Below are 26,621 nucleotides of genomic sequence, written 5' to 3'. Positions count from 1 at the left end.
GCCAGCGGGCCGACCCTGGGGAGGAACCGGTGCTCGTACCACTCCCGGCCCTTCGTCCGCTCCCCGAGACGACGGCTCGCCCATCCGGCCAGCAGTGGCACGCCGAGGAAGACCAGCACGGATCCGGCGATCTGCGGAAAGGAGAAGTCGGCCGATGCCGCGGGCAGCCCCAGCCAGGCGGGCAGGACCTGGAGGTAGAACCAGCCGAGGGCGGCGAAGGCGAGGATCTGGAAGAGAGCGTTGAGGGCGACGAGCACGGCGGCCGCCTCCCGATCGCCACAGGCGAGATCGTTCCAGATGAGCACCATGGCGATGCAGCGGGCCAGACCGACGATGATGATGCCGGTGCGGTACTCGGGCAGGTCGGGCAGCAGCAGCCAGGCCAGCGTGAACATGAGCGCCGGACCGATCAGCCAGTTCAGCACGAGCGAGGCGACCAGTAGGGTGCGGTCGTGGGTGACGCGGCCGAGCTCGCTGTAGCGCACCTTCGCCAGCGGCGGGTACATCATGAGCAGCAGGCCCAGGGCGATCGGCAGGCTCGTGGAGCCCAGTCTCACCGAGTCGATGACGCCCGCCAGACCGGGCCACATCCGCCCGAGGGTGACGCCGACGACCATCGCCGCGAGAATCCACGCCGGCAGCAGCCTGTCGGCGGTACCCAGGCGCGTGGCGGCCTGCGGCCGCGTTCCAGTCGTGATGCTCACCGTGTGGCCTCGGCGGCGGGCTTGGTGGCCTTGATGATGGCTCCGTGCATGCCTGGGACGACCTTGTGGGTGAACTCGACGCTCGTGTCGACGAACCCGGCCCGGGCCAGACCGTCCAGGTACTCGCCGCGGGAGAGTGCCCCGGCGATGCATCCCACGTACGAGCCACGCTCGGCCCGCTCGGCCGGTGTCACGCCGTCCTCGGCCACCACATCGGAGATGCCGATGCGTCCGCCCGGGGTGAGCACGCGGAACATCTCGCTCAACACCTTGGGCTTGTCGGCGGATAGGTTGATGACGCAGTTGGAGATCACCACGTCGACCGAGGCGTCGGGCAGCGGCACGTCCTCGATCGTCCCCTTGAGGAACTCGACATTGTCCGCGCCAGCTTTCGCCGCGTTGTCACGAGCCAGGGCGAGCATCTCGTCGGTCATGTCCACGCCGTAGGCGAATCCGGCGGGGCCGACTCTGCGGGCGGACAGCAACACGTCGATGCCCCCGCCGGAACCTAGGTCGAGGACCCGCTGGCCGGGGTGCAGATCGGCCACGGCCGTGGGGTTGCCACATCCCAGGCTCGCCGCCAAAGCCCCGGCCGGCACGCCGGCAACGTCTACGGATGAATACAAGCTGAGGCCGAAACGCTCGTCCACATCGGTCCCGACGTCGGCGGTAGGGGCACAGCAGGAACCACCCGCGCAGCAGTCCCTGGTATGTGACGGCAGCTCCTGTTCGCTCGTCTCGACGGCGCGAGCCGCCTGCGCATACCGATCTCTCACCTGCGTGCGTATCAGTTCGGTCTCGTGCACCGCACCCTCCTCGCATAGACGGTCATCTATAGGACTCATTTGTACTCAACGTATAGACGTTTGTCAATGTGGGTGGGAGACTGGAGAGCATGACCACCACGCTGCCGGACCCCGCGAATGACCAGCAGGCCCCCTGCTGCACGCCCGTGACGGCGGTGGCATCTCGCCCGGCCGGGAGTCGCGACCTCGCGCGCAAGCTGAAGGCGCTGTCGGACCCCACCCGTCTGCAACTTCTGCAACTCGTCGCTGCGCATCCGGGGGGAAGGGCTTGCGTCTGCGACCTCACCGAGCCGCTCGGCGTGACCCAGCCCACCGTTTCCCACCACATGAAGCTCCTGGCCGAATCAGGTTTCGTCACCCGGGAACAGCAGGGGAAATGGGCCTATTACACCATCATGCCCGAAGCTCTCAGTGATCTTGGGCACCATCTCGACGCCCTGAGCCGTCCGCGCGGGTGATTCCCACCACAGGCTCGCATCCTGGCCTGGCATCGGCGCACTGGAGTGGCCCCAGGTGAATCAGCTGCCCGTCGGGGACGGGCATCGCAAATCGTCATCACTGCCATCGAACCGATGGCTGGACACAACTACACGCGCACGGGGTATTCCGGATGCGGCACCTCGGGCTGGACCGTCTTGTTGACGAAGATGTCGTACCAGAGCATGAACACCAGAACGGTCCAGATCCGCCGCGAGTGGTCGGCCACGCCTTTGCGGTGGTCGTCCAGCAGCTTCATGACGGCGGCGGGGTCGATGAATTCCTCGGTGCCGGCATTGTTGATGATGTCACGGGCCCATGCATAGGACTCGCCGCGCAGGTACACGCGGATGGGCACCGGGAAACCGAGCTTGCGGCGGTGCAGCACGTGCGCCGGGACGACCTTCTCGAGGGCCTTGCGCAGTGCGTACTTCGTGGTGCCCTCGGCCAGCTTCTCGTTGAGTGGGATCTGGCGGGCCACCTCGAAGACCTCCTTGTCGAGGAAGGGCACCCGAAGTTCCAGCGAATTGGCCATCGTCATCTTGTCGGCCTTCACCAGGATGTCGCCGCGCAGCCAGGTGAACAGGTCGATGTGCTGCATCCGCTGTACCGGGTCCCAGGCCTTCGACAGGTCGTAGAGCGGTCCGGTGACATCGCGGAAGGTGACCTGTGGGTCGTATGTCTTCAGCAGGCCGGGCAGCTGCTCCTCGCGGAAGATTCGGGCGTTTCCGTAGTAGCGGTCCTCCAGGTCGATCGAGCCGCGACGCAGCAGGTCCTTGCCGCGCATACCGTCGGGCAGCGCACGGCCCACCGCCGCCAAACCGCGACGCACAGGGGCGGGCAGCTTGGCCAGCGGCTCGAGACTCAGCGGCTCGTGGTAGATCGTGTAGCCACCGAACAGCTCGTCGGCGCCCTCGCCCGAGAGCACCACCTTCACATGTTTGCGGGCCTCGTTCGCCACGAAGTACAGCGGCACCAGCGCGGGGTCGGCCACCGGATCGTCCAGATACCAGATGATCAGCGGCAGCGTGGAGGTGAGCTCCTCCTCGGTGACCCAGCGCGTGTGGTGCTCCACCCCGATCGCCGTGGCCGAGTCGTCGGCGACATCCACCTCGGAGTAGCCGTCCACCTTGAAACCGGCGGTGAAGGTGAGCAGATCGGGGTTGTAGCGCTTGGCCAGCGCCGCGATCGCGGTCGAATCGATACCGCCGGACAGGAAGGAGCCGACGGTCACATCGGCGCGCATGTGCTTGGCCACCGAGTCGTCCAGCACCTTGAGGATGCGGTCGTAGAGGGCCTGTTCCTCATCGGGCGTATCCACCGGGAGGGACACGAACTTGGGCCGGAAGTAGCGCTTCTGGGTCAGCTCACCACCGCGGATGGTGAAGGAGCAGCCCGACTCGATCTTGGTGATCTGGGTGTCGATGGTGTCCGGCTCGGGCACGTACTGCAGCACCAGGTAGTGCTGCAGGGCCACCTTGTCGATCACCGGCGTCCCGATGAGGGTGTGCAGGCTCTTGGCCTCCGAGGCGAAGGCGAAGCCGTCCTCTGTGCTGGTCGTGTACAGCGGCTTGATGCCGAACTGGTCGCGGGCGCCGAAGGCCACCTTCTCCTGGGAGTCCCAGATGACGAAGGCGAACATGCCGCGCAGCTGCTCCACCCATTCGGCACCGTGGTAGTGGTAACCGGCGACGATCGCCTCCCCGTCACCCTCGGTGTGGAAGACTGCGCCGTCGTCACGGGCCAGGCCCGCGCGCAGCTCGAGGTAGTTGTAGATCTCGCCGTTGAAGACCATCCAGTAGCGGTCCGGATTCTCCGCCGGGCCCCACTTCAGCGGCTGGCCGGAGTTGTCGATGTCGATGATCGACAGCCGGTTGAAACCGAAGCAGGCCTGCTCGTCATGCCACACATTGGTGTCATCGGGTCCCCTGTGACGGGCCTGCCTCATCCCCTCCGTCACCTGCTCGACGCGCTCCTCGCGGAGAGTGCCGGTGGAGAAGAAGCTCATGAAACCGCACACTTCGGACTCACTTTCTGCCTGGCTCGTGGCCGGCTGCCCGATGATGGGCCGTGGCCAAACTACCCGCCCAGTATGGCCGAAGCGTGTCCCGGCGCAGCGCCTCACATGCCGGGCAGGTGGACATGCACGCGTTCGGGTGCCCGCCGGCGGGGCGCTCCCACACTTGGGGACTGATGTTCGCGCGCCCTGCCGGGCTACCATTTCCCAGTGCACTTCCACGTGATTGGCGTCGATCACGAGTCCGCATCGCTGTCGGTGCTGGCCTCCGTCTCCCAGGACGGCGCGCTGGCCAGCCACATCATGACCCGTGAGCCCGGCGTAGCAGGGGCCATGCTGCTGAGCACCTGCAACCGCTTCGAACTGATCACCGACGCCGCGGACACCGTCACCGGCACCCATCTGCTCGAACTCGTGCGTGCCGAGCTGACGGAATTGGTCGCCGATCCTGAGACTCTCTCGGGTCTGCGGGTGTGGAGCGGCGAGGATGCTGCGCACCACCTGTTCACCGTCGGGGCCGGGCTGAGTTCGGCGGTGGTGGGGGACAAGCAGGTCGCCGGTCAGCTGCGCCGCGCCTACGAGGGTGCATCGGAGCGCGGCCAGTGCACCGCGCGGATGCATCGTCTGCTGCACGCCTGCCTGCGCACTGCCAGAACCGTGGCCTCCCAGACCTCACTCGGCGCGGTCGGGCGGTCTGCTGCCGGCGTCGGCCTGGAACTCGCCACCCGCGAGGTGGGGGATCTGCGGGGTCGTCGGGTGCTGCTGGCCGGCACCGGTTCGTTCGCCCGGGTGGTTGTCGCGGAACTGGTAACCCGCCGGGTCGGCGAGATCATGTGCTGGTCTGCCAGCGGCCGGGCAGATGATTTCGCCCGACATCACAATGTGCGTCCGGTGGGGGCCGATGAGCTCGCAGAATCCCTTGCCGCAGCAGAACTCGTGGTCACCTGCTCGGGCAATGGAGTGGTGCTGGACGCCGAGACGCTGCTCGGGTCACGCCGGGAACTGTCCGGCACCCTGACGCCCAGGCTCCCGGTCGTCGATCTTTCGCTGGGCGGTGATGTGAGCGCCGATGCAGGGCAACTGCCCGGGGTGCTCATGATCAGGCTCGACGAGGTGATCGCAGCGGCCGACGAGGAGCACCACGAGGTGATCGAGGAGGCTCAGCGCGTCGTGGACCAGGGCACCCAGGACTATCTGGCGAAGGAACGCTCCCGCGGCGCCGATCCTCTGGTCGCTGCTCTCTGCGAGCATGTCAATGAACTTCTGGATGCCGAGATCGCCCGTTGCCATGAGAAGGAATCCGAGGAGGTGGCCACCGCAGTGGAACGTTCCCTGCGGCACGCCACCGGGGTGCTGCTGCACACGCCGATGGTGCGGGTGGCGCAGCTGGCGGAGCAGGGACGCCTCGATGTGTGCACCCAGGCGCTCGACACCCTTTTCGGCATCGAGGTGGACAAGCGGTGACCTCCTCGTCCCAGAATGACCCGATGGCCCCCGAGGCTGCCTCCACACCCAGCAATGCACCCACCCTGCGGATCGGTACCCGTGGTTCTGCCCTGGCCCTGGCACAGACCCGGATGGTCGCCGCGATGATCGAACGCACCACCGGCATGAGCTGCGAGCTGGTCACCGTACGCACCGAGGGCGACGACCTGAGCATTCCGCTGTCCGCCCCGCCGCGTCCCGGGGCCTTCGCCGCCAGGCTGCGAGATGTGCTCGCCGAGGGGGCTGTCGACCTGGCCGTGCACTCCTTCAAGGATCTGCCCTTCGCACCGGCCGAGGGGCTGCGCATCGTGGCCGTCCCGCCACGCGCGGCTGCCCGGGACGCCCTGGTGAGTGCCTCAGGGCAAGGTCTGGATGCCCTTCCCCGGGGCGCGACGGTGGGAACGTCGAGCCCCAGGCGGGCTGCGGCGCTGACACGGCGCCGCCCCGATCTGCAGATCGTGCCGATCCGCGGGAATGTCGACACGAGACTGAGGAAGGTGCGCACCGGAGTGGTGGACGCCGCGGTGATCGCCGCAGCCGGCCTCGACCGGCTCGGGCTGGGCGAGCAGATCACCGAACTCATCGACCCCAATGTGCTCGTGCCCGCTCCCGCGCAGGGCGCGCTGGCGGTCGAGATGCGCGCCGACCATCCCCATGCCGATGCGGTGGCAGAGCTCGACGACCCCGGCAGCAGGCTGCGCGTCGTCGCCGAACGCCGTGTGCTCGCGGTGGTTCAGGCCACCTGCACCACCGCCATCGGCGCGTACTGCCAGTTCAGCGGCTCCTCCCTCAACCTCATCGCCGACCTCACCGACCATCTCGACGTGGAACACGCCCACGTAGAACTGTGCGGAGCACTGGGGCGCGACCACCTGTTGTCCGCCAGCATGCTCGGCGAGCAGGCGGCGAAGCGCCTGCTGGGACGCGCATGAGTTCTCCCGTTCTTCAGGGCGCTGCTGTGCCGTCGCGCCCGGTGCTGCTCATCAGGCCGGATGCCAATGAGCGTGATGCGGCCGCACTGGCAGAGTTCGGCATCGCCACCACCATCGATCCCTGGCTCGAGATCAGTACCGTGCCCGACAGCATCCCGGCGCACCGTCTCGCCGGGATGCTGTCGGCAAGCGGGCAGGGCGTGGTGCTCGCCATCACCTCGCCGCGCACCTGGCGGCACTGGGCCGGCATCGTCGGACCGGATGCGCTGAAAAATGTGGCCGAGACCGCCCTCGGCAAGGGCGTGGAGATCTGGTGCACCGGAGCCGGAACCCGCGACAGTCTGCCAGGGGCACTCGGCGAGGCGGCGAAGGCCGTTCCACACGCCAAAGCGCTGGCGCACGCCCTCATCGACAGCCGTCCCGTGGTGATGGGAGGTATCGGCGCCGCCGGTCCTCTCGCGCTGCTGCCCGGCAGCGACATCGCCCGCCCGGTGCTGCCCGATCTGCTGAAGGATGCAGGCTGGCGTGTCCAGCAGGCCGCGGTCTACCGCACCCGTCCGCGCGAAGAACGCCCGCCCAGTGCCGGGCCGCTGGCCGATGGGGCATTCTCCGCTGTGCTGCTGCGCTCACCGAGTGCCGTCGATGCCCTCTGCGGGCAGATCGCGCCCGAACAGTTCCCCCCAGGAACGGCCGTCGTCACCGCAGGGCCTACCACCACAGCCGCTGCCCGTGAACGGGGCTTCAGGGTGGTCGAATGCTCCGGCGCGATGCCGCGCCTGGTCGCCGGCACGGTGGCCGGGACGCTGGGCGTCGCCGCGTCGCCCCACTCCGCTTCGGCCTCCCGCGATGCCCGGGACGAGCCGGCCCTCGACAGGGACAGCGAAGAACTGGCGACGCTGCCTGCCGGCCATCCGCTGCGTACCGGGGTGCTGGAGCACAGCCCGTTCCTGGCCGCCTGCCACGGGGTGCGCACCGAGGTGACACCGGTCTGGTTCATGCGCCAGGCCGGCCGCTCACTGCCCGAGTACCGCGCCGCAAGGGTCGGCAAGGCCATGCTCGACTCCTGCCTCGACCCTGCGCTGGCAAGCGAACTCACCCTTCAGCCGGTGCGCCGCTATCATGTCGACGCGGCCATCTTCTACTCCGACATCATGGTGCCGTTGCGCCTGGCCGGGGTGCAGGTGGACATCGAACCCGGCGTCGGACCGGTGCTCGCGAATCGCGTGAGCACCCTCGCCGATGTCCAGGCGCTGCCGGAACTCGGCGAACAAGCCCTGGAGCCGATCCGCGAAGCTGTGCGTCTCACGGTCGCCGAACTCGCCACGATGCAGCCCCACCCGATCCCGCTCATCGGCTTCGCCGGAGCGCCCTACACGGTGGCGTCCTATCTCGTGGAGGGCCGGCCCGATCGTGCCCACCCCCGAACCCGCGCACTCATGCGAGACGATCCGGCGACCCTCGCTGCGCTGCTGAATTGGGTGGCAGACATCGACATCGCCTTCCTGCGCGCCCAGGTTACGGCCGGAGCCAGCGCAGTGCAGCTGTTCGATTCCTGGGCCGGTGAGCTCGACACGAGCGACTATCTCGTGCACGTGCAACCCGCCTCGGCCACGGTGCTCCGTGCTCTCGGAACACTCGGCGTGCCGCGCATCCACTTCGGCACCGGCACCGCACACCTGCTGCCCGCCATGCGCGATGCCGGCGCCGAGGTGATGGGAGTGGCCGCCGACACCACTCTTGACAAGGCGAATCACCAGCTCGGCGGCACGACACCGCTGCAGGGGAATGTCGACCCGAAGCTGCTGAGCGGCGATCCCCAGCGCCTGGACGAGCACGTCCGCGCGGTGCTCAAGGCAGGCAGGGAGGCGCCGGCCCACATACTCAACCTCGCGCACGGCGTCCCCCCGGACACCGATCCGCAGGTACTTGCACACATCGTCGACCTCGCGCACACCGCGGGGCCGGCTTCGCAGAAAGGACGCTGACCATGCCGCATCCGGCTGGAATCGGTTCCGTCAAGCCCGTGAACTGGGCCTATGACCGTGCCCCCATGATCATCTACTGGGAGCTCACCAATGCCTGCGGGCTGGCCTGCCAGCACTGCCGCGCCACCGCACAACCCGACCCCGACCCGCACGAGCTGAGCACCGACGAGGCCTTGGCGCTGCTCGACGACATCACCGGCTTCGGTGACCCGGCCCCGCACGTCATCATGACCGGCGGCGACCCACTGCGCCGTGCCGATCTGGACCAGCTCATCGTGGAAGCCCAGAAACGCGGCCTCGGCGTCTCGCTGGCACCGGCAGTGACGCCGCTGCTCACCGCGGAGCGGATGGCCGAGATCAAGGCCCTGGACATCCAGGCCATCTCGCTGAGCCTGGACGGCTCCTGCGCCGAGCACCACGACGGCATCCGCCAGGTGCCCGGCACCTTCGACGCCACGCTGCAGGCGCTCGCCGATGCCAACAACGTGGGTATGCCGGTGCAGATCAACACCCTCGTCACCGACACCACGGTGCACGATCTCGACGCCATGTACGAGCTGCTCACCCACTATGACGTGATGCAGTGGAGCCTGTTCTTCCTCATCTCGGTGGGACGCGGCACCCAGCTGAAGGAGATGAGCCCCGAGGAGGCCGAGCGCACGCTCACCAAGTGGAGCCAGCGCGGCCGCGAGGCCCCATTCCGGATCAAGACCACCGAGGCAATGCAGTACCGCCGGATCAACGCCGAGCGCCTGATGGCGGCCGGGAAGACCCGCGAGCAGATCGAGAACTCGCCGGCCTCGCGCGGCTTCGGGATCCGCGACGGCAATGGCATCGTCTTCATCTCATATCTGGGTGATGCGACGCCCTCGGGTTTCCTGCCCATTCCGGTCGGCAATGTCCGCGAGCGCTCGATCGTGGATCTGTACCGCAACACCGAACTGATGCGCGCGTTGCGTGAACCCGAGCATTTCAAGGGACGGTGCGGAGCCTGCGAGTACAACCGCTGGTGCGGCGGCTCACGTTCCCGTGCCGCCGCCTGGACCGGCGACCCGCTGGAAACCGATCCGCTGTGCCCCTACGTGCCGCAGTCGATGCGTGAGCCGAGCATGGCCTGATGTCGGGGGAGGCAACACAGGTCAGCACCGGGGAGAACACCGGTGCAGACGCCGAATCCGTTGCATTCGAGGTTTCCGGGAAGCCGCACCTGGTCGTGGTCGGTGGTGGCATCACCGGGCTGGCTGCCGCCTGGCAGGGTGTTCAGCGCGGCGCGCAGGTCACCCTGTACGAGGCCGACGACCACTTCGGTGGCAAGCTCGTCACCGACCACCGTGACGGCTACCTCATCGAGCGGGGTCCCGATTCCTTCGTCACCTATCGTCCGGCCGCACTGGCTCTCATCGACGAACTCGGCCTCAGCACCGAGGTCATCACCCCTGGCAGCGGCCGGCGGGTGAGCCTGCTGTCGCGCGGCAAGCTGCGCCCGATGCCCTCGGGCATGGGCATGGTGCTGCCCACGCAGATGTGGCCATTCGTCACCACCTCCGTGCTGTCCTGGCCGGACAAATTGCGCGCCGCGCTCGACCTGGTCATTCCCCGGCAGCTCGGCGACGACGATGTGGCGATCGGTGCCTTCTTGCGCGCCCGGCTGGGTGACGGCATCGTGCGGCGCTTCGCCGACCCCATGGTCGGCGGCATCTACGGCGCCGGAATCGACGAGCTGAGCCTCGACGCCGTGCTGCCCGTGCTGAGGCAGAACGAGGACCGGTACCGTTCGCTGATGGTCGCCTCGCTGGCAGGTGGCCGCGCGGCCCGCAGACGTCGTGATGCACAGCACGGCAGAGCTCCGTCGATCTTCTGCACCCTGCGCGGCGGGCTCGGTCAGTTGGTCGACGCGCTCACCGAAGGGCTGGTCCAACGCGGAGCTGGGCTGCACAGCTCAACGCAGGTGACGACCCTCGATGATCAGGGTGTGCGGCTTGCCGACGGCACCAGGGTGCCTGCCGATGCGGTGATCCTGGCCGGTGGAGCACAGTGCTCCGCGCAGTTGCTGCGGGAACCCGTGCCGGCGGCGGCCGACGCCCTCGAGGCGATTCCACTCGCGACCACCACCATCGTCTCCCTGGGCTGGCCCACCGCCGACTTCGACGAAACGCCTGACTCCCAGGGCTGGCTGGAGGCCGATCCCGGCCCCTTCAGCGGGCTCACCGCCAGCTCGGTGAAGTTCGAGGGGCGCGCCCCCGAGAGCCATGTGCTGGTGCGGGTCTTCGTGCCTGACAAACGCGGACCACTGGCCGATGCACCCGATGAGGAGCTGATCGCCGCCACATTGGATCATGTGCGTCCGCTGATGGGTGTGCACACCGGGCCCAGCCTCGTCGAGGTGTCGCGCTGGCGCACTGTGATGCCCAAATACACCGTCGGCCACCTCGGCCGCGCTGCGGCGGTGGACGACGCGCTGGCCGCCGAGTGCCCGCGCTGGGCGGTGGCCGGATCGGCACTGCACGGCGTCGGCATCCCCGACTGCATCAAGGACGCCCGGCAACGCACCGATGCCGTGCTCGACGCATGTGCCGGCGGGCGTGGCTCCAGCACCGCACAGGACCACTGATGAGCAACCCTCCGACCACCGGTGTGCTGGCCTACGACGCGCTCGTCGTGCTCGGCTTCGGCGGCCCGGAGTCGATGGCCGAGGTGCCAGGTTTCCTGCGCAGCGTCAGCGGTGGGCGCATCCCCCAGGATCGGTTGGACGAGGTCGCGCACCACTATGCCCACTTCGGCGGGGTGAGCCCGGTCAACGCCCAGCACAAGGCGCTCGCCGCCGCGCTCGCCGAACGGCTTGCAGCAAGGGGTCTCGATCTTCCGGTCGTCACCGCGAACCGGCATGCCCGGCCCCATATCGCCGACACTCTCGCCGCACTCGCCGAAGAGGGTGCCAGCCGGGTGCTCGGCCTGGTCGCCGCGCCCTTCTCGTCGTACTCCGGGTGCCGGGCCTACCGCGAGGAGGCCTTCGCAGGGATTCCCGAGGGCAGCGGCATGCGGGTGGACAAGGTGGGCAGCTATCCCGAGCTGCCCGCCCTGGCGCAGGCCCAGGTCAACCTGCTCGCCGAGGCCTTCGATCGCCAACCGGACGCATATCTGGTGTTCACCACGCATTCCATCCCCACCGCGATGGCTGAGACCTCCGGGCCCGATGGCGGCGCCTATCTGGCCCAGCACCGTCAGCTCATCGAAACCGTGATCGCCGGCCTGGCGGTGCGAGGACACACCCCCCGCTGGGAGCTGGCCTACCAGTCCCGCAGCGGCTCGCCGCGTACCCCGTGGCTGGAGCCCGATATCAACGACGTTCTCGGACGGCTGGCCTCCGAAGGCGTGAGGCAGGTGGTCTGCTCGCCCATCGGATTCCTCACCGACCACATGGAAGTGGTCTGGGATCTCGACACCGAGGCCGCTGCCATGGCAGGTAGCCTCGCCATGGAGTTCACGCGCGTCGCCACCGTCGGTTCTGAACCGGTCTTCCTCGACGGATTGACCGAACTCATCGCGAAGCTGCTCACCGGGCGGGCACATCCCCGTTCCGGGGGATGGTGCGGTCCCGGCTGTTGCCCAAATCCGCGCACCCCCCGTCCTGCTGTTGAAGGAGTCACATCATGACCATCAGTTCCACACTTTCCGGTATCGCTCAAGGGTCTGCCCCGAGCCTGCCCACGCACCGGGTTCCCGACTCGATCGGGCAGCGGCCCCGTCGGCTGCGCAGCACGGCCGCTATCCGCTCGATGGTGGCCGAGACCCGCCTCGACCCGGCTGAATTCATCCTTCCGCTGTTCGCCGTCGAAGGTCTGGACGCACCGCGCGAGATCTCGTCCATGCCCGGTGTGCATCAGCACACCAAGGCTTCTTTGCAGAAGGCTGTGCACGAGGCCGCCGACGCCGAGGTGGGCGCGGTCATGCTCTTCGCCACCCCCGCGCACCGGGACCCCTACGGCTCTGAGGCCTGGAACCCGCACGGCATCCTCGCCGAGGCGGTCCGCTGGTCGGTGGAGGCCGAGCCCGACCTGCCGGTCGTCGCCGACGTCTGCCTCGACGAGTTCACCGACCACGGGCACTGCGGAGTCCTCGCACCCGACGGCACCATCGACAACGACGCCACCCTGCCGCTGTACGCCGAGATGAGCTGCGTGCTCGCCGACGCCGGAGCCGCCATGCTCGGGCCCTCGGGCATGATGGACGGCCAGATCGGCGTCATCCGTGATGCGCTCGACCAGGCAGGTCACACCGACACCGTGCTGATGGCCTACTCGGCCAAGTACGCCTCGGGCTTCTTCGGCCCCTTCCGCGAGGCCGTCGACTGCCAGCTGGTCGGCGACCGCCGCACCTATCAGCAAGACCCCGCCAATGTCATCGAGGGTCTGCGCGAGGTGGAGCTCGACCTGGAGCAGGGTGCCGACATCGTCATGGTGAAGCCCGCGATGGCCTATCTCGACGTGCTCGCCGCCGCCCGTCAGATCTCCAATGTGCCGGTCGCGGCCTACATGGTCTCCGGCGAATACGCCATGATCGAGTTCGCCGCCAAGGCCGGCGCCATCGATCGCAAGCGCTGCATCCTCGAGGCGCTCACCGGCGTGAAGCGCGCCGGGGCGTCCATGATCGTCAACTACTGGTCCACCGAGGTGGCCCACTGGCTGCGCGGCTGAACCAAACCCGGCCGGGCGCCGAACGCCGCAGGAACCCGGTACAAGGAACCCGGTACAAGGCGCGTTCGCCCGGGCCGTCACCATCCGTCGCGCGCCAATCCGCATCACACGTCAACCAGGAGAGGCCTCAATGTCCAGCAGTGAAGAGCTGTTCGCCCGAGCACAGCAGGTGATGCCGGGAGGTGTCTCCTCGCCCGTGCGCGCCTACCGCAGGGTCGGTGGCACGCCGCGTTTCGTGCGCGAGGCGCACGGCTCCCATGTCACCGATGTGGACGGTAGGCAATACGTCGATCTGGTGTGCAGCTGGGGCCCGATGATCGCCGGCCATGCTCACCCCGCCGTCGTCGAAGCCGTGCAGAGGGCGGTGGCCGGATCCACCTCCTTCGGCGCGCCCTGCGAGATCGAGCTGCAACTGGCCGAGGCCGTCGTGGCCCGGATGGCCGGTGCCATCGACAAGGTGCGGTTCACCTGCTCGGGTACCGAGGCCGTCATGACCGCGGCCCGGCTGGCCCGCGGCGCCACCGGACGCCCGCTCATCGTGAAGTTCATCGGCTGCTATCACGGTCATGCCGATTCCTTCCTGGTCTCCGCCGGTTCCGGCGTCGCCTCCCTCGGCCTGCCCGACTCTCCCGGTGTCCCGAGGGAAATCGCCTCCGACACCATCGCGCTGCCCTATGGCCGCCTCGATCTGGTGGAGGAGCTGTTCGCCGCTCGCGGCGAGCAGGTGGCGGCCATCGTCACCGAGGGCACGCCCGCCAACATGGGCGTCATCGTGGCGCCCGAGGGTTTCAACCGCCGACTCGGCGAGATCGCGCACACTCACGGCGCCCTGCTCATCCAGGACGAGGTGCTCACCGGTTTCCGGCTCAGCCGCACCGGAGCCTGGGGTCTCACCGGCCAGCGCGAGGGCTGGGTGCCCGATCTGTTCACCTTCGGCAAGGTCATCGGCGGCGGAATGCCGCTCGCCGCGGTCGGAGGCAAGACCGACCTGATGGACCAGCTCGCCCCCGTCGGGCCGGTGTACCAGGCGGGCACGCTGTCGGGGAATCCCGCAGCCTGCGCCGCGGGGCTTGCCACCCTGGGTCTGATGGATGACCAGGCCTACAACAAGCTGGACGCCACTGCCGACAAGGTGGCCGCCATCGTGCACAGCGCCCTGGACGCGGCAGGAGTGGCCCACCAGCTCAACAAGGTGTCCAACCTCTTCTCGGTCTTCCTCACCGACCAGCCCGTGGTCGACTTCGCGTCCGCCTCCACCCAGGACCACGAGGCCTTCGCCCGGTTCTTCCACGCGGCGCTCGATGCCGGTGCCTGGATCGCTCCCAGCGGCTTCGAGGCCTGGTTCTGCTCCACCGCCATCGACGACGACGATCTGCAGACAATCGAGACCGCCATGACGGAGGCAGCACAGGCTGCTGCCCGCGCCCAGTAGCCCATCCCATCCCACGGGGTCTGCCCTGAGACGCGGGGTGCGGAGACACCCTTGGGATCACGACGCTGCTTCCTCCGGGCACCTCCACACCCTGCTGCGGGGACACCTGCGTCCACCTCGCACCATGGTGGACTGCACCTTTTCGCGCATACGCACCAACTTGCAGTCCGTCATGGTGCGACGAGTCATCCAGGTGCGTGAGGAGGAGCTGTGACAGGCACAGCTGAGAAACTCGCAGGACAGAACACCGTTCAATTCCAGGGGTCTTTTGAGGCGGGCACCCAGAGCGGGTGCGCAGCAGCAGGCGTGGGAGAATGACCTCATGAGTCCGCGAAAAATAGAGGTGTCCGAGCCACGAGAGATCGGTATCACTGAACTCGTGCTCCGTGATGCCCATCAGAGCCTGTTCGCCACACGAATGGCCATGGAAGACATGGTCGATGCCTGCGCCGACATCGATGCCGCCGGCTACTGGTCCGTCGAGTGTTGGGGCGGGGCAACCTACGACGCTTGTATCCGATTCCTCAACGAAGATCCCTGGGAGCGGCTGCGAACCTTCCGCAAGCTGATGCCCAACAGCCGCCTGCAGATGCTGCTGCGCGGCCAGAACCTCCTGGGCTACCGCCACTACAACGATGAAGTGGTTGATCGCTTCGTCGACAAGTCCGCCGAGAACGGCATGGACGTCTTCCGTGTCTTCGACGCCATGAACGATCCCCGCAACATGGAACACGCGATGGCTGCCGTCAAGAAGGCCGGCAAGCACGCGCAGGGCACCATTTGCTACACGATCTCCCCGGCTCACACCACCGAGGGCTATGTGAAGCTGGCCGGTCAGCTGCTCGACATGGGCGCCGACTCGATCGCCTTCAAGGACATGGCCGCTCTGCTGAAGCCGCAGCCCGCCTATGACATCGTCAAGGGCATCAAGGACACCTACGGCAAGGACGTCCAGATCAACGTCCACTGCCACTCCACCACGGGTGTCACCGAGGTCTCGCTGATGAAGGCCATCGAGGCCGGTGCCGATGTCGTCGACACCGCAATCTCCTCGATGTCGCTCGGGCCGGGCCACAACCCCACCGAGTCGGTCGTCGAGATGCTCGAGGGCACCGGCTACACGACCAAGCTCGACCCCGAGCGCCTCATCAAGATCCGCGACCACTTCAAGGCAATTCGCCCGAAGTACAAGCAGTTCGAGTCGAAGACCCTGGTCAACACGAACATCTTCAAGTCCCAGATCCCCGGCGGCATGCTCTCCAACATGGAGTCCCAGCTGCGCGCCCAGGGCGCCGAGGGCCGCACGGACGAGGTCATGGCCGAGGTCCCGATCGTCAAGAAGGACGCCGGCTACCCGCCACTGGTCACTCCCTCCAGCCAGATCGTCGGCACCCAGGCCGTGTTCAACGTGCTGATGGGCCGCTACAAGAGGATGACCGGCGAGTTCGCCGATCTCATGCTCGGCTACTACGGCGCAAGCCCCGCCGAGCGCAACCCCGAGATCATCGCCCTGGCCGAGAAGCAGACCGGCAAGAAGCCGATCACCTGCCGTCCGGCCGACCTGCTGGAGCCCGAGTGGGACAAGCAGGTCTCCGAGGCCTCCAAGCTCACCGGCTTCAACGGCTCCGACGAGGACGTCCTCACCTACGCGCTGTTCCCGGGGGTCGCACCGACCTTCTTCGAGCACCGCGCCGAGGGCCCCAAGAATGTCGGCCTCACCGATGCCCAGCTCAAGGCCGAGGCCGAGGGCGCCAAGTCCTCCGCTCTGGCCGGTCCGATCAGCTACTCCGTGACCGTCGGTGGCACCAGCCACGACGTCACCGTCCAGCCGGCGTGAGGGTGATTGCCAATCATGGCTGACAAGAATGCAATCAAGCTGGCCAACACCATGGAAGACCGGGTGACGCAGCTCGAAGAGCAGCATCACAAGGTCGAACTCGGTGGTGGCGAGGCCCGCCTGGCCAAGCAGCACGACAAGGGCAAGGAAACCGCCCGCGAGCGCATCGACAACCTGCTCGATGACCACTCCTTCGACGAGGTCGGCGCCTTCCGCAAGCACCGCACCACCCTGTTCGGCATGAACAAGGCGGTCGTTCCCGCTGACGGCGTGGTGACCGGCTCGGGCACCATCTTCGGCCGCCCGGTGCATGTCGCCTCCCAGGACTTCTCCGTGATGGGCGGGTCCGCAGGCGAGACGCAGTCCACCAAGGTCGTCGAGACCATGGAGCAGTCGCTGCTCACCGGCACGCCCTTCCTGTTCTTCTACGATTCGGGCGGCGCCCGAATTCAGGAGGGCATCGATTCACTGTCCGGCTACGGCAAGATGTTCTTCGCCAATGTGAAGCTGTCCGGCGTGGTGCCGCAGATCGCCATCATCGCCGGGCCGTGCGCAGGTGGCGCGTCCTACTCGCCCGCCCTGACCGACTTCATCATCATGACCAAGCAGGCCCACATGTTCATCACGGGCCCGCAGGTCATCAAGTCGGTTACCGGTGAGCAGGTGACCGCCGACGAGCTCGGTGGCGCCGACGCCCACATGACCACCTCGGGCAACATCCACTTCGTGGCCGAGGACGACGATGCGGCGATCCTCATCGCGAAGAAGTTGCTCAGCTTCCTCCCGCAGAACAACACCGAGGACGCCCAGTTCATCAATCCGAACAACGATGTCTCGCCCGACTACGACCTGCGCGAGATCGTCCCCCTGGACGGCAAGAAGGGCTACGACATCCGCGATGTCATCGCCAAGATCGTCGACTGGGGTGACTACCTGGAGGTGAAGGCGGGTTACGCGACCAATATCGTCACCGCCTTCGCGAGGGTGAACGGGCGCACGATCGGAATCGTCGCGAACCAGCCGAAGGTGATGTCGGGCTGCCTCGACATCAATGCCTCCGACAAGGCTGCCGAGTTCATCGGCTTCTGCGATGCCTTCAACATCCCGCTGGTGCAGCTGGTCGACGTGCCCGGCTTCCTGCCGGGAGTGCAGCAGGAGTACGGCGGCATCATCCGCCACGGCGCCAAGATGCTCTACGCCTACTCCGAGGCCACCGTGCCGAAGATCACCGTGGTGCTCCGCAAGGCATACGGCGGCTCCTACCTGGCCATGTGCAACAAGGACCTCGGGGCCGACGCGGCATTCGCCTGGCCGAGCGCCGAGATCGCCGTGATGGGTGCCGAGGGCGCGGCCAATGTGATCTTCCGCAGGGAGATCAAGGCCGCCGAGGACCCCGCCGCCATGCGGGCCGAGAAGATCGAGGAATACTCGACCGCCTTCAACACGCCGTACGTGGCCGCCTCCCGCGGCCAGGTCGACGATGTCATCGATCCGGCCGACACCCGTCGCAAGATCGCCGCCGCACTGGAGATGTACGCCACCAAGCGTCAGCCCCGTCCGGCCAAGAAGCATGGGACGATGCCGTGCTGATCGGAGGGAACAAGTAAATGTCTCACAGTGACAAGGACAAGGACGAGCTGATCGCCACCCTTGGCAAGCGTCTGGCGAAGCTGGAGTCCGAGGTGAACTCCCTCAAGTCGTCCAACCCCGGCATCCCGGAGGACGTCCTGGTGGCCATCTCGGCCGCGGTGTCCGCCTACCTCGGCAACGACGGATCGGTCCAGGCCATTCGTTTCGCCGCGAGCCCCAACTGGATCCGTCAGGGTCGCAGGGCTCTCCAGAACCATTCGATCCGTTGAGCCGAGAGAGGCTGACATGAAACTGAAGGTAACCGTCAACGACGTCGAATACGACGTCGACGTCGACGTCGACAAGACCCAGAGCAACCCGCTCGGCACCATCCTGTTCGGTGGTGGCTCCGGTGGCGCTGCGCCGAAGGCTTCTGCCGGTGGCTCCGGTGGCGCCTCCGCAGGGGAGGGCGAGATTCCCGCGCCGCTGGCCGGCACCGTCTCGAAGATCCTGGTGGCCGAGGGCGATGCGGTGAAGGCCGGTCAGGTGGTCCTCACGCTCGAGGCCATGAAGATGGAGACCGAGATCACGGCTCCCTCTGACGGCACCGTCGAGAAGATTCTCGTCGAGCTGCGCCAGCCCGTCCAGGGCGGTCAGGGCCTGGTCAAGATCGCATGATCTGATCCGGAACGGCATACGGAATCCGGGCGGTCATCCCAGTGGGTGGCCGCCCGGATTCTGCATTTCTGGTTCTGTTCGACCGCTCAGCCGCGATACACCTTGTCGTTGCTCACCTGGGCGCGTGGACGCACGATCATCCGATCGATGTTCACATGCGTGGGGCGGGTCACAGCCCATGAGATGCAGTCCGCGATGTCTTCTGCGACCAGCGGCTCGGCAACGCCCTCATAGACGGCATCGGCCGCCTGTTGGTCACCACCGAAGCGCACCGTGCTGAACTCGTCGGTCTTCACCATGCCGGGGCAGATCTCCAGCACCCGGATCGGCCGTCCGCCCAGCTCCAGGCGCAGCGCACCGGCGATATTGCGTTCGGCCGACTTGGCGCCGCAATAGCCTGCACCCCCGACATAGGGATACTCGGCGGCGGTCGAGGTGACGAACATGATGGTGCCCTGGGCAGCCTCCAGCGCGGGGATGAGGGCCTTGGTCACCCGCACCGTGCCGAGCACATTGATCTCGTACATGGCGCGCCATTTGTCCAGATCGGTGTCCTCCACATGATCCTGGCCGAAGGCGCCGCCGGCATCGTTGACGAGAACATCCAGGTGGCCGTCCACAGCGTCGGCGAGCCTGGCCACGTCGTCGTCGGAGGTGACATCGCAGACCAGCGCGATGCCGTTGATCTCCTCGGCGAGTTCGGTGAGCCGATCCAGGCGTCTGGCGGCGCAGATGACCCGGAATCCATCCTTTGCCAGTTGCCGGGCCGTGGCCTGCCCGATCCCACTCGATGCACCTGTCACAACAGCAGTCTTGACATTGTCAGTCATGTGTGCAGTATTCCCGCGGCCCGGCAGCTGGGCAAGATCTGATCGATCTGCGCCACCCAGCCGAGCACTCCACCACCGAGATCCGGATCAGGTCCCACGGTCGACCCGCGACCTCTCAGCCGTTCTGCGATGGCTCCCGTGTCCGCTGGTGGGTGGCACCGCACAGACTTCGCTGGACCGGCCGGTCCGCGCTGCGCAGGATGCCATTCACGCGGTGAGCAAGGGTGCACAGAGCCGGCAGTGTGGGCACCGATAAACTCCCACCATGACCTACAGGCTGATCCTGCTCCGCCACGGCGAGAGCGAGTGGAACTCCAAGAATCTGTTCACCGGCTGGGTTGATGTCGATCTCAACGAGAAGGGCGTGGGCGAAGCCACCCGCGGCGGCGAGCTGCTGGCCGAGCAGAATCTGCTGCCCGACGTCGTGCACACCTCCCTGCTGCGCCGCGCCATACACACCGCCTACCTCGCGCTCGACAAGTGCGATCGGCACTGGATTCCCGTGAAGCGCAACTGGCGCCTCAACGAGCGTCACTACGGCTCGCTGCAGGGTCTCAACAAGGCTGAGATCCGCGAGAAGTACGGCGAGGAGCAGTTCATGGCATGGCGCCGCAGCTATGACGTGCCGCCGCCCGCCATCGACAAGGACGGCAAGTGGAGCCAGTTCAATGACCCGCGCTATGCCGACATCCCCGCTGACGAGCGCCCCCTGCACGAGTGCCTCAAGGATGTCGTGGCCCGCATGCTGCCGTACTGGGAGTCCGACATCATTCCCGACCTCAAGGCGGGCAAGACGGTGCTGGTGGCAGCGCATGGCAACTCGCTGCGCGCGCTGGTGAAGCACCTGGACGAGATCGACGACGAGTCCATCTCCGGGCTGAACATCCCCACTGGCATCCCGCTGCTGTACGAGCTGGACGACAACCTCAAGCCCATCACCAAGGGTGGCCGCTATCTCGATCCCGAGGCTGCCGAGGCCGGCAAGAAGGCCGTCGCCAACCAGGGCAACAAGAAGTAGGACGCAACTCCTGTCGGCGGCTCATGTCGCTGACTGCGATCGCATACCACAGCGCCGCCGGCCCCCAGAAGGGCTGGCGGCGCTGTTGCATGCTCGGCATGCGGGGAGCCTTCTTTTCCCGGACAGGTGATTGCCCCGCTCAGCGGCATTGTCCCGGTGGGGCGCAGCCCTGTCCGGTCTGCAAGCTCACAAGGGCGCCTCACCCACGATGCTCCGCTGTGGACGACTCCGTGCCCGCGGCGCACTGGAACAGGGCGGCAAGGAGCGGCTGACCCGGTGGATCAGCCGCTCTGCAGAGCGCATTCAACCCAGTGGTTCAGGTGGTGGGCCAGTTCTCACCCTCGGGAGCATCACCGGTGATGATGTAAATGATCCGACGTCCCATCGCCACCGCATGGTCGGCGATCCGCTCGTAGTAGCGGCCGAGCAGCGCGGTGTCGACGGCCTTCTCGACGCCATAGGTCCACTCCGGGGAGACCAGGGCGCGGAACTGATCGCTGCGAAGCCGGTCGATCTCGTCGTCGTCATCCACCAGTGAGCGGGCCTCTTCCAGATTGCGATCCGCGAGTGTGCGGCCGGCCTTGCCGATCATCGCCTCGCCCACCTCAGACATCCGGTGGAAGCTGTCTTCCAGAATCTCCGGAACCGCCTTGTCCGGATAGCGCCGACGGGCAGTCTCGGCAACGTGAGCTGCCAGATCACCGATGCGGCCGAGATCTGCGATCACCTGAGTGGCTGCCACGATGATGCGCAGCTCTCCGGCCACCGGAGCCTGGCGGGCCAGCAGATTGAAGCACTGAGTCTCCAGCTGGTCGTGCATGGCATCCACCCGTACATCACCGCTGATCACATGTTCCGCATCCACCAGACTCGCGCTGAGCAGGGAGTTTGTCGCACCTCGCACCGCTACCTGGACGCTGTCCGACATCGTGACGAGCTGGTTGACTACTTCGTCGAGTTCGGAGTGGTAGTACTCGCGCATGACTCGTCTTCCTCCAAGGGCGCCCTTGCGCCTCGAACAATGAACCGGTGTGCTCGGCTGGACCTGAATCCTGGCCCAGGTTCCCGCAGGAGCCTATTGTTTGCCCAAGCCTATGAGCCCACCGTGCATGACGCTAGCCGTCAAGGTGAACTGCTCACCCCCCTCTGGGCAACGAGCAGATGAACGGGACATGAACTGTCCCGATGCGCGCCCCGAAAGGGCTTCCCGCCTGTCGCGTGCCGTGCCCGCGGTCGTACGCTTTCTGCTGTGAGTCTGCTCGGCACGGTGCTGCTCAGCTTCGGGCTGGGTGCTCTCGTCGGGGCCTTCTTGGCCAGCGTCATCGCCTGGGGACGAATGGCCCGGGCCAGGATGTCCCAGGTGTTTCCCCCGGTCGACCCGGAGGTGCCGGTCGTTATCGACTCCTTGCGTCAGCCGGCCATGGTGGTGGGCCCTCATGACGAGGTTCTGCACTCCAGCGTGCAGGCGCGCACCATCGGCCTTGCCAGAGGCACCAGGATCGGGATGACAGAGGTGCTCGATGAGGTGCGCGAAGCGCGCCGGAGCCAGACTGCGATGGTGCGCGAGGTGCGCGTCAGGGGCGTCGATGGCGGCCCGGCCCGCCAACTCCTGGTACGCGTGCAACCTCTGGAGCGTGACGCGGTGCTGGTGGTCTCGGAGGACCAGAGCGCGATGGTGCGGGCGGACGAGTCGAAGCGCGATCTGGTGGCCAATATCTCCCATGAACTCAAGACCCCGGTCGGGGCTCTGCAGGTGCTGTCCGAGACGGTCCAGGAGGCCGCCGATGATCCGGAGCAGGTGCGCAAGTTCGCCACCCGGATGACCGTCGAGAGCAAGCGCCTGGGTGAACTGGTGCGTCAGATCATCGAGCTGTCGCGCCTGCAGTCCGATGACCCGCTGCTCGAGGCCGATGTGGTCGACATCGACGATGTGGTCTCCGAGGCCGCTGCGCAGAACCGCAACTCTGCCAAGAATCACAAGGTGCAGTTCAGCGTGGCCGGCACCACCGGCCAGCAGGTGGTCGGCGATGAGGGCCAGCTCATCAATGCTGTGAGCAATCTCATCGAGAACGCGCTGGCCTACTCCGATCCCGGTGCCCGGGTCTCGGTCACCACCTCGCGCGTGGACGAGGCCGATGATCACTGGGTGGAGATCGCCGTGACCGACAACGGTATCGGAATCCGTCCGGAGGACCAGGAGCGCATCTTCGAGCGTTTCTACCGCGTGGACTATGCGCGTAGCAGGGACAATGGCGGCACCGGGCTGGGCCTGTCCATCGTCAAGCACATCATCGCCGGGCACGGCGGCACCATCAGTGTGTGGAGCAGGCTCGGGCAGGGCTCCACCTTCACCATCCGTCTGCCCGAGAACACCATCGAGGCCGGTGTGGACACGCCGTGGGGCGACACCGGAGAGCGCCTGGGCGGGCAGGAAGGAACGCCATGACCCGCATTCTCATCATCGAGGACGAGGAGTCCTATCGCGAGGCCACCTCGTACATGCTCAGCCACGAGGGTTTCGATGTGTCGTCGGTTCCCGACGGGGAGAGCGGGCTGGCCGAGTACGAGCGCGAGGGCGCCGATCTCGTGCTGCTGGACCTGATGCTGCCCGGTCTGCCCGGCACTGAGGTGTGCAAGTCCCTGCGGCAGCACAGCGATGTGCCGATCATCATGGTCACCGCCCGCGATTCCGAGATCGACAAGGTGGTGGGACTGGAATTGGGTGCGGACGACTATGTCACCAAGCCATTCAGCCACCGTGAACTCGTGGCGAGAATCCGGGCGGTGCTGCGCAGAGGCCGTGAAGAGGAACTCTACCCCGGAGTCGTGGAAAGCGGTGATGTCCGAATGGACGTGGAACGCCATGAAGTCACCGTTTCCGGAACACCGGTGAAATTGGCACTCAAGGAATTCGAATTACTCGAACTATTGATGAGAAATGCCGGCCGGGTGATGACGAGAGGCCAGCTCATCGACCGGGTCTGGGGTGCCGACTACGTCGGTGACACGAAAACTCTCGACGTTCACGTCAAGCGTCTGAGAGCAAAGATCGAGCGAGACCCCTCCCATCCCGTGGAGCTCGTCACCGTCCGGGGGCTGGGCTATAAATTCCAGGGATGAAGCCAGGGGGAGGAGATTCGGCACGCGTGCAGCGCCTTGTGAATTACCTGAAAATCCGTAGTCGGATTAGATTTGCGAGGCAATTCCGGGTGTATTCGAGATGGTCCGGATATTCATTTCAGAGCTTGTTCCAGCGGAACCCGATGCGGTTGTGGTAGAATCGATTAAGGAAGGGGTTGCACATATGACTTTTGCAGTCGGTGAGACTGTCGTATACCCGAACCATGGGGCGGCTGTCATCGAGGACATCGAAACCCGCAAGATCAAGGGTGAGGACAAGCCCTACTTCGTTCTGCGGATCATCGGCCAGAGCGACTTGGTGGTGAGGGTTCCGGCCTGCAACCTCGATCTCGTAGGCGTGCGTGACGTCGTCGACGAGAAGGGTCTTGAAGAGGTCTTCACCGTGCTGCGGGCTCCGCACACTGAAGAGCCCACCAACTGGTCGCGCCGGTACAAGGCCAATATTGAGAAGCTCCACTCGGGCAATGTTCTCAAGGTCGCCGAAGTCGTCCGCGACCTGTGGCGCCGCGAGAAGGACCGCGGGCTGTCCGCCGGTGAGAAGCGGATGCTCGCCAAGGCTCGCCAGATCCTGGTGAGCGAGCTCGCATTGGCCGAGAAGGTCGAGGAAGATCGCGCCGAAGTCATGCTCGACGAGGTACTGGCTTCCTGACACACAGTCTGACCCATACAGTTCTATTCTCCTGACACCTTCATGAGCAGGGACAGTTCCACGCCAGAGCCGGTTGTCGCCATTGTGGCGGCGGCCGGCTCTGGCGTGCGTCTGGGTGACTCCTCGGCCGGCGGTTTCGGCCCGAAGGCGTTGCGCACCCTGGCTGGTGTCTCACTGTTGAGGCACAGCGTCGATCATCTGGTGGTCGGGGGAGTGGGCCGCTGCATCATCGTCTGCCGTCCGGAGCATCAAGACCTGGTCCGTAAGGCCCTGCGAGGCGTCCCGGCCCAGATCGCACTCGCCGACGGCGGCCCGAGCCGGCAGGAGTCGGTCGGCGAGGGTCTGAAGCTGCTGCCCCGAGGCACTGAGGTCGTCCTGGTACACGATGCCGCACGTCCCCTGGTCCCCACCCAGGTCGTGGCCCGCGTGATCGACGCCGTGAGGGCAGGGGCACAGGCCGTCGTCCCCGTCGTCGCGGTCGGTGACTCCATTCGCCAGGTTGATGGCGGGGACTCCTGGCCTGTCGACAGGGCCACCCTGCGGGCAGTGCAGACCCCCCAGGGTTTTGCCGCAGATGTGCTGGTCAGGGCGCATCGTGAGGCAGCGCACCTGGGATACACCGATGACGCCGCAATCTGCGAGGCGATCGGGGCTCATGTGGAACTCGTGGAAGGGTCGCCATTGTCGATGAAGATCACCCGGCCCACAGATTTCGCGATGGCCGAACAGCTCGCCGGACTGGCACGGTTGTGATCCGTACCGGGATTGGCACCGACGTGCACGCGCTGGCCGAAGGCGTGCCGATGTACTGCGCCGGGCTGTTCTTCCCCGACGAGCCGCGCGGGCTGGCCGGGCACTCCGACGGGGACGTCGCCGCGCACGCCATCTGCGATGCGCTGCTGTCGGCCACCGGGCTCGGAGACATCGGCTCCAACTTCGGCACCAGCGACCCGGCCTGGGCCGGGGTGGCCGGCACCGTCTTCGTCGCCGAAACCCTGCGACGGGTCAGAGAAGCTGGCTGGACGCCCATCAATGTCGCGGTCCAGGTGATCGGCCAGCGCCCACGGATGGCTGGCCGCCGGGCCGAGGCCGAGCAGGTGCTCAGCGAGGCCGTGGGAGCGCCGGTGAGCGTCTCGGCGACCACCACCGATGGCCTGGGCCTCACAGGGCGCGGCGAAGGTGTGGCCGCAATAGCCAGTTGCCTCATCGAGAGTGCGGACGAGTCTCCCGTCAGGAGCTGAGCTCAGTTTCCTGCCCGTGGCGCGGGTGTGGGCAAGTGGCCTGCAGGTGTGACCTGGCCACGGCATTCATGTCCTGCCAGGTGGCTGGGAGGTGCGACACCAGCGCAGAGTGGCCTGGTGATTCACCGGGCCACAGGGGGCTGCGCGATGCGTGGTCCCGGGGAATGCGTCCTAGGCTTGGCGATGTCAATGAGGACCGATTCCAGGGAGGGCCGCGATGCCTGATCTCGTCACTCTCGCCGGATGGCATCCTGACGATCTCAGCGCCTTGTTCGACCGCGCCGATCAGTATCGCGAGGCGCGGGGGCCCGTCGGCCGGGGTGCCGTGGGACTTCTTTTTTCCGCCGCCCCGCCGGTGACGGCAGCAGCTCTGGAATGTGCGGCCGGATTGTTGGGCCTGCAGCCGATCAGCCTCAGTCCGGAGTTGCCGGGGTGTTCGGGGGAGGACCTCATCGAGGTGCTCGCCGAGCTGAGCCAGTGGATCGATGCACTGGTCATCAGTGATCCAGGTCTGGAAAGCCTGCTTCACGGTACGACGCTGGGCGCTCCGGTGGTGAACGCGGGAAGCGCATCGGGGCGTCCCTGCGAGGTACTGGCCGAGCTGTACGCGGTGCACTGCACCGGGCGGGATCCCCTTGCCCAGCGCATCGTCGTCGTCGCGCCACGGGGTCCGCTGGTGAGCAGCTGGGCGCAGGCACGAACCTCGTTCGGACTGGACATCTGGCAGGCCTGCCCCGACGAAGTGTCGGACCCCGGCCTGCCCCACAACTCGAATCTCTTCGCCGCGCTGAGCGGTGCCGGGCTGGTCGTCACTGTCGATCCGGGCAGCCTCGCAGAGGAGATGGCGCACTATCGCATCGAATCGGAGTATCTGGTCGTGACCGCGCCGGACTGCCTGGTCAGCCCCCAGCTGCCCTTCCGATGGGGACGCGAGCTTGCTGTCCAGCTGCGCGACGACCCGCAGGGCTGGGTGGGGCCGCACTTCCGCAGGCACGGCGTCGCGCTGTACCAGGCGCTGCTGGCGCGCTGTGCGGGCTGGAGCTGACCGATCGGGCCGACGAGGTGGCGAGCCCGGTTCGGCCCCGGGCGCAGCCAGTTGGGGCACTGCAGCGGAGCAGGTGGGGAT

Annotated in this window: 24 protein-coding genes and 2 pseudogenes; 21 read left to right on the top strand and 5 right to left on the bottom strand. The window is 66.7% G+C overall.

Translation table 11 applies throughout. From position 1 onward, the window contains the following. Together ABF648_RS02275 and arsM are read right to left on the bottom strand one after the other, a co-directional pair. Window positions 1–698: pseudogene (locus ABF648_RS02275) on the bottom strand (arsenical-resistance protein); the annotation flags it as partial. A gap of 2 nt (window positions 699–700) precedes the next feature. After that, on the bottom strand, window positions 701–1,549 hold the full coding sequence (gene arsM / locus ABF648_RS02270) for an arsenite methyltransferase (protein WP_415630671.1): 849 nt from the start codon (window positions 1,547–1,549) through the stop codon (window positions 701–703). Window positions 1,550–1,599: 50 nt separating this feature from the next. Between arsM and ABF648_RS02265 the strand changes: the two genes are divergently transcribed. Next, a complete protein-coding gene (locus tag ABF648_RS02265; protein WP_415630670.1) occupies window positions 1,600–1,968 on the top strand; it encodes an ArsR/SmtB family transcription factor in 369 nt (122 codons plus the stop codon). Between the two features lie 128 nt (window positions 1,969–2,096). On the opposite strand, the gene asnB is transcribed toward ABF648_RS02265, so the two are convergent. Next, entirely contained in the window at window positions 2,097–3,995 is a 1,899-nt protein-coding gene (gene asnB, locus ABF648_RS02260; protein ID WP_415630669.1) for an asparagine synthase (glutamine-hydrolyzing), read from the bottom strand. 219 nt (window positions 3,996–4,214) lie between these two features. Between asnB and ABF648_RS02255 the strand changes: the two genes are divergently transcribed. From ABF648_RS02255 to ABF648_RS02195, 13 genes and pseudogenes are all read left to right on the top strand, one after another. Then, window positions 4,215–5,468 carry a glutamyl-tRNA reductase gene (locus ABF648_RS02255; protein WP_415630668.1) on the top strand — a complete coding sequence of 418 codons (1,254 nt, stop codon included), beginning with the start codon at window positions 4,215–4,217 and terminating at the stop codon, window positions 5,466–5,468. Window positions 5,469–5,491: 23 nt separating this feature from the next. Then, window positions 5,492–6,421 (top strand): hydroxymethylbilane synthase, encoded by a 930-nt coding sequence (gene hemC, locus ABF648_RS02250; protein WP_415630667.1) that lies wholly within the window; start codon window positions 5,492–5,494, stop codon window positions 6,419–6,421. Then, window positions 6,418–7,161, top strand: a pseudogene (locus tag ABF648_RS02245) (uroporphyrinogen-III synthase); the annotation flags it as partial. The gene hemC and the pseudogene ABF648_RS02245, both read left to right, overlap by 4 nt. Before the next feature lie 27 nt (window positions 7,162–7,188). Continuing rightward, on the top strand, window positions 7,189–8,406 hold the full coding sequence (hemE, locus tag ABF648_RS02240) for a uroporphyrinogen decarboxylase (protein ID WP_415630673.1): 1,218 nt from the start codon (window positions 7,189–7,191) through the stop codon (window positions 8,404–8,406). Between the two features lie 2 nt (window positions 8,407–8,408). Beyond that, on the top strand, window positions 8,409–9,524 hold the full coding sequence (locus tag ABF648_RS02235) for a TIGR04053 family radical SAM/SPASM domain-containing protein (RefSeq protein ID WP_415630666.1): 1,116 nt from the start codon (window positions 8,409–8,411) through the stop codon (window positions 9,522–9,524). Beyond that, on the top strand, window positions 9,524–11,017 hold the full coding sequence (hemG, locus tag ABF648_RS02230; RefSeq protein ID WP_415630665.1) for a protoporphyrinogen oxidase: 1,494 nt from the start codon (window positions 9,524–9,526) through the stop codon (window positions 11,015–11,017). Before ABF648_RS02235 ends, hemG begins: the two co-directional genes overlap by 1 nt. Further along, window positions 11,017–12,060 (top strand): ferrochelatase, encoded by a 1,044-nt coding sequence (hemH, locus tag ABF648_RS02225; RefSeq protein ID WP_415630664.1) that lies wholly within the window; start codon window positions 11,017–11,019, stop codon window positions 12,058–12,060. Before hemG ends, hemH begins: the two co-directional genes overlap by 1 nt. Continuing rightward, complete coding sequence (gene hemB, locus ABF648_RS02220) at window positions 12,057–13,100, top strand: porphobilinogen synthase (RefSeq protein ID WP_415630663.1); 1,044 nt, start codon at window positions 12,057–12,059, stop codon at window positions 13,098–13,100. Before hemH ends, hemB begins: the two co-directional genes overlap by 4 nt. A 130-nt stretch (window positions 13,101–13,230) precedes the next feature. Beyond that, entirely contained in the window at window positions 13,231–14,532 is a 1,302-nt protein-coding gene (gene hemL, locus ABF648_RS02215; protein WP_415630662.1) for a glutamate-1-semialdehyde 2,1-aminomutase, read from the top strand. Window positions 14,533–14,854: 322 nt separating this feature from the next. Next, window positions 14,855–16,369: a methylmalonyl-CoA carboxytransferase subunit 5S gene (locus ABF648_RS02210; protein ID WP_415630661.1), complete on the top strand. Its 1,515-nt coding sequence runs from the start codon at window positions 14,855–14,857 to the stop codon at window positions 16,367–16,369. 15 nt (window positions 16,370–16,384) lie between these two features. Further along, window positions 16,385–17,959, top strand: a complete 1,575-nt coding sequence (locus ABF648_RS02205; RefSeq protein WP_415630660.1) for an acyl-CoA carboxylase subunit beta — start codon at window positions 16,385–16,387, stop codon at window positions 17,957–17,959. A gap of 17 nt (window positions 17,960–17,976) precedes the next feature. Continuing rightward, window positions 17,977–18,228, top strand: a complete 252-nt coding sequence (locus ABF648_RS02200) for a hypothetical protein (RefSeq protein WP_415630659.1) — start codon at window positions 17,977–17,979, stop codon at window positions 18,226–18,228. 16 nt (window positions 18,229–18,244) lie between these two features. Further along, on the top strand, window positions 18,245–18,616 hold the full coding sequence (locus tag ABF648_RS02195) for a biotin/lipoyl-containing protein (protein ID WP_415630658.1): 372 nt from the start codon (window positions 18,245–18,247) through the stop codon (window positions 18,614–18,616). 86 nt (window positions 18,617–18,702) lie between these two features. Here the strand turns inward: ABF648_RS02195 and ABF648_RS02190 are convergent, their stop codons facing one another. Beyond that, on the bottom strand, window positions 18,703–19,446 hold the full coding sequence (locus ABF648_RS02190; protein WP_415630657.1) for an SDR family oxidoreductase: 744 nt from the start codon (window positions 19,444–19,446) through the stop codon (window positions 18,703–18,705). 265 nt (window positions 19,447–19,711) lie between these two features. On the opposite strand from ABF648_RS02190, the gene ABF648_RS02185 reads away from it, so the two are divergent. Further along, window positions 19,712–20,464, top strand: a complete 753-nt coding sequence (locus ABF648_RS02185; protein WP_415630656.1) for a phosphoglyceromutase — start codon at window positions 19,712–19,714, stop codon at window positions 20,462–20,464. 316 nt (window positions 20,465–20,780) lie between these two features. Here the strand turns inward: ABF648_RS02185 and phoU are convergent, their stop codons facing one another. After that, a complete protein-coding gene (phoU, locus tag ABF648_RS02180) occupies window positions 20,781–21,446 on the bottom strand; it encodes a phosphate signaling complex protein PhoU (RefSeq protein ID WP_415630655.1) in 666 nt (221 codons plus the stop codon). 267 nt (window positions 21,447–21,713) lie between these two features. Between phoU and ABF648_RS02175 the strand changes: the two genes are divergently transcribed. The 6 genes from ABF648_RS02175 (at window position 21,714) to ABF648_RS02150 (ending at window position 26,540) form a co-directional block, all read left to right on the top strand. Then, window positions 21,714–22,910 carry a sensor histidine kinase gene (locus tag ABF648_RS02175; RefSeq protein WP_415630654.1) on the top strand — a complete coding sequence of 399 codons (1,197 nt, stop codon included), beginning with the start codon at window positions 21,714–21,716 and terminating at the stop codon, window positions 22,908–22,910. After that, window positions 22,907–23,584 carry a response regulator gene (locus tag ABF648_RS02170; protein WP_415630653.1) on the top strand — a complete coding sequence of 226 codons (678 nt, stop codon included), beginning with the start codon at window positions 22,907–22,909 and terminating at the stop codon, window positions 23,582–23,584. The genes ABF648_RS02175 and ABF648_RS02170 overlap by 4 nt, the downstream gene beginning before the upstream one ends. 184 nt (window positions 23,585–23,768) lie before the next feature. Beyond that, complete coding sequence (locus ABF648_RS02165; protein ID WP_415630652.1) at window positions 23,769–24,254, top strand: CarD family transcriptional regulator; 486 nt, start codon at window positions 23,769–23,771, stop codon at window positions 24,252–24,254. Between the two features lie 42 nt (window positions 24,255–24,296). Further along, entirely contained in the window at window positions 24,297–25,007 is a 711-nt protein-coding gene (gene ispD / locus ABF648_RS02160) for a 2-C-methyl-D-erythritol 4-phosphate cytidylyltransferase (protein ID WP_415630651.1), read from the top strand. After that, on the top strand, window positions 25,004–25,495 hold the full coding sequence (ispF, locus tag ABF648_RS02155) for a 2-C-methyl-D-erythritol 2,4-cyclodiphosphate synthase (RefSeq protein WP_415630650.1): 492 nt from the start codon (window positions 25,004–25,006) through the stop codon (window positions 25,493–25,495). The genes ispD and ispF overlap by 4 nt, the downstream gene beginning before the upstream one ends. A gap of 217 nt (window positions 25,496–25,712) precedes the next feature. Then, a complete protein-coding gene (locus ABF648_RS02150; protein ID WP_415630649.1) occupies window positions 25,713–26,540 on the top strand; it encodes a hypothetical protein in 828 nt (275 codons plus the stop codon). Window positions 26,541–26,621 lie beyond the last annotated feature (81 nt).

Origin of the sequence: Propionibacterium sp., from assembly GCF_047719395.1 — a bacterium.
Taxonomy (GTDB): domain Bacteria; phylum Actinomycetota; class Actinomycetes; order Propionibacteriales; family Propionibacteriaceae; genus Propionibacterium.
This window is presented reverse-complemented; position numbering and strand designations above follow the sequence as displayed.

Coding starts and splice junctions, on each gene's coding strand:
- ABF648_RS02200 (WP_415630659.1), top strand. CDS start 17,977: ATGTCTCACAGTGACAAGGACAAGGACGAGCTGATCGCCACCCTTGGC.
- ABF648_RS02205 (WP_415630660.1), top strand. CDS start 16,385: ATGGCTGACAAGAATGCAATCAAGCTGGCCAACACCATGGAAGACCGG.
- ABF648_RS02170 (WP_415630653.1), top strand. CDS start 22,907: ATGACCCGCATTCTCATCATCGAGGACGAGGAGTCCTATCGCGAGGCC.
- hemL (WP_415630662.1), top strand. CDS start 13,231: ATGTCCAGCAGTGAAGAGCTGTTCGCCCGAGCACAGCAGGTGATGCCG.
- hemG (WP_415630665.1), top strand. CDS start 9,524: ATGTCGGGGGAGGCAACACAGGTCAGCACCGGGGAGAACACCGGTGCA.
- hemH (WP_415630664.1), top strand. CDS start 11,017: ATGAGCAACCCTCCGACCACCGGTGTGCTGGCCTACGACGCGCTCGTC.
- ABF648_RS02210 (WP_415630661.1), top strand. CDS start 14,855: ATGAGTCCGCGAAAAATAGAGGTGTCCGAGCCACGAGAGATCGGTATC.
- ABF648_RS02190 (WP_415630657.1), bottom strand. CDS start 19,446: ATGACTGACAATGTCAAGACTGCTGTTGTGACAGGTGCATCGAGTGGG.
- ispD (WP_415630651.1), top strand. CDS start 24,297: ATGAGCAGGGACAGTTCCACGCCAGAGCCGGTTGTCGCCATTGTGGCG.
- hemC (WP_415630667.1), top strand. CDS start 5,492: ATGGCCCCCGAGGCTGCCTCCACACCCAGCAATGCACCCACCCTGCGG.
- ABF648_RS02185 (WP_415630656.1), top strand. CDS start 19,712: ATGACCTACAGGCTGATCCTGCTCCGCCACGGCGAGAGCGAGTGGAAC.
- ABF648_RS02150 (WP_415630649.1), top strand. CDS start 25,713: ATGCCTGATCTCGTCACTCTCGCCGGATGGCATCCTGACGATCTCAGC.
- phoU (WP_415630655.1), bottom strand. CDS start 21,446: ATGCGCGAGTACTACCACTCCGAACTCGACGAAGTAGTCAACCAGCTC.
- asnB (WP_415630669.1), bottom strand. CDS start 3,995: ATGAGCTTCTTCTCCACCGGCACTCTCCGCGAGGAGCGCGTCGAGCAG.
- hemE (WP_415630673.1), top strand. CDS start 7,189: ATGCCGCGCCTGGTCGCCGGCACGGTGGCCGGGACGCTGGGCGTCGCC.
- hemB (WP_415630663.1), top strand. CDS start 12,057: ATGACCATCAGTTCCACACTTTCCGGTATCGCTCAAGGGTCTGCCCCG.
- ABF648_RS02195 (WP_415630658.1), top strand. CDS start 18,245: ATGAAACTGAAGGTAACCGTCAACGACGTCGAATACGACGTCGACGTC.
- arsM (WP_415630671.1), bottom strand. CDS start 1,549: ATGAGTCCTATAGATGACCGTCTATGCGAGGAGGGTGCGGTGCACGAG.
- ABF648_RS02265 (WP_415630670.1), top strand. CDS start 1,600: ATGACCACCACGCTGCCGGACCCCGCGAATGACCAGCAGGCCCCCTGC.
- ABF648_RS02235 (WP_415630666.1), top strand. CDS start 8,409: ATGCCGCATCCGGCTGGAATCGGTTCCGTCAAGCCCGTGAACTGGGCC.
- ABF648_RS02165 (WP_415630652.1), top strand. CDS start 23,769: ATGACTTTTGCAGTCGGTGAGACTGTCGTATACCCGAACCATGGGGCG.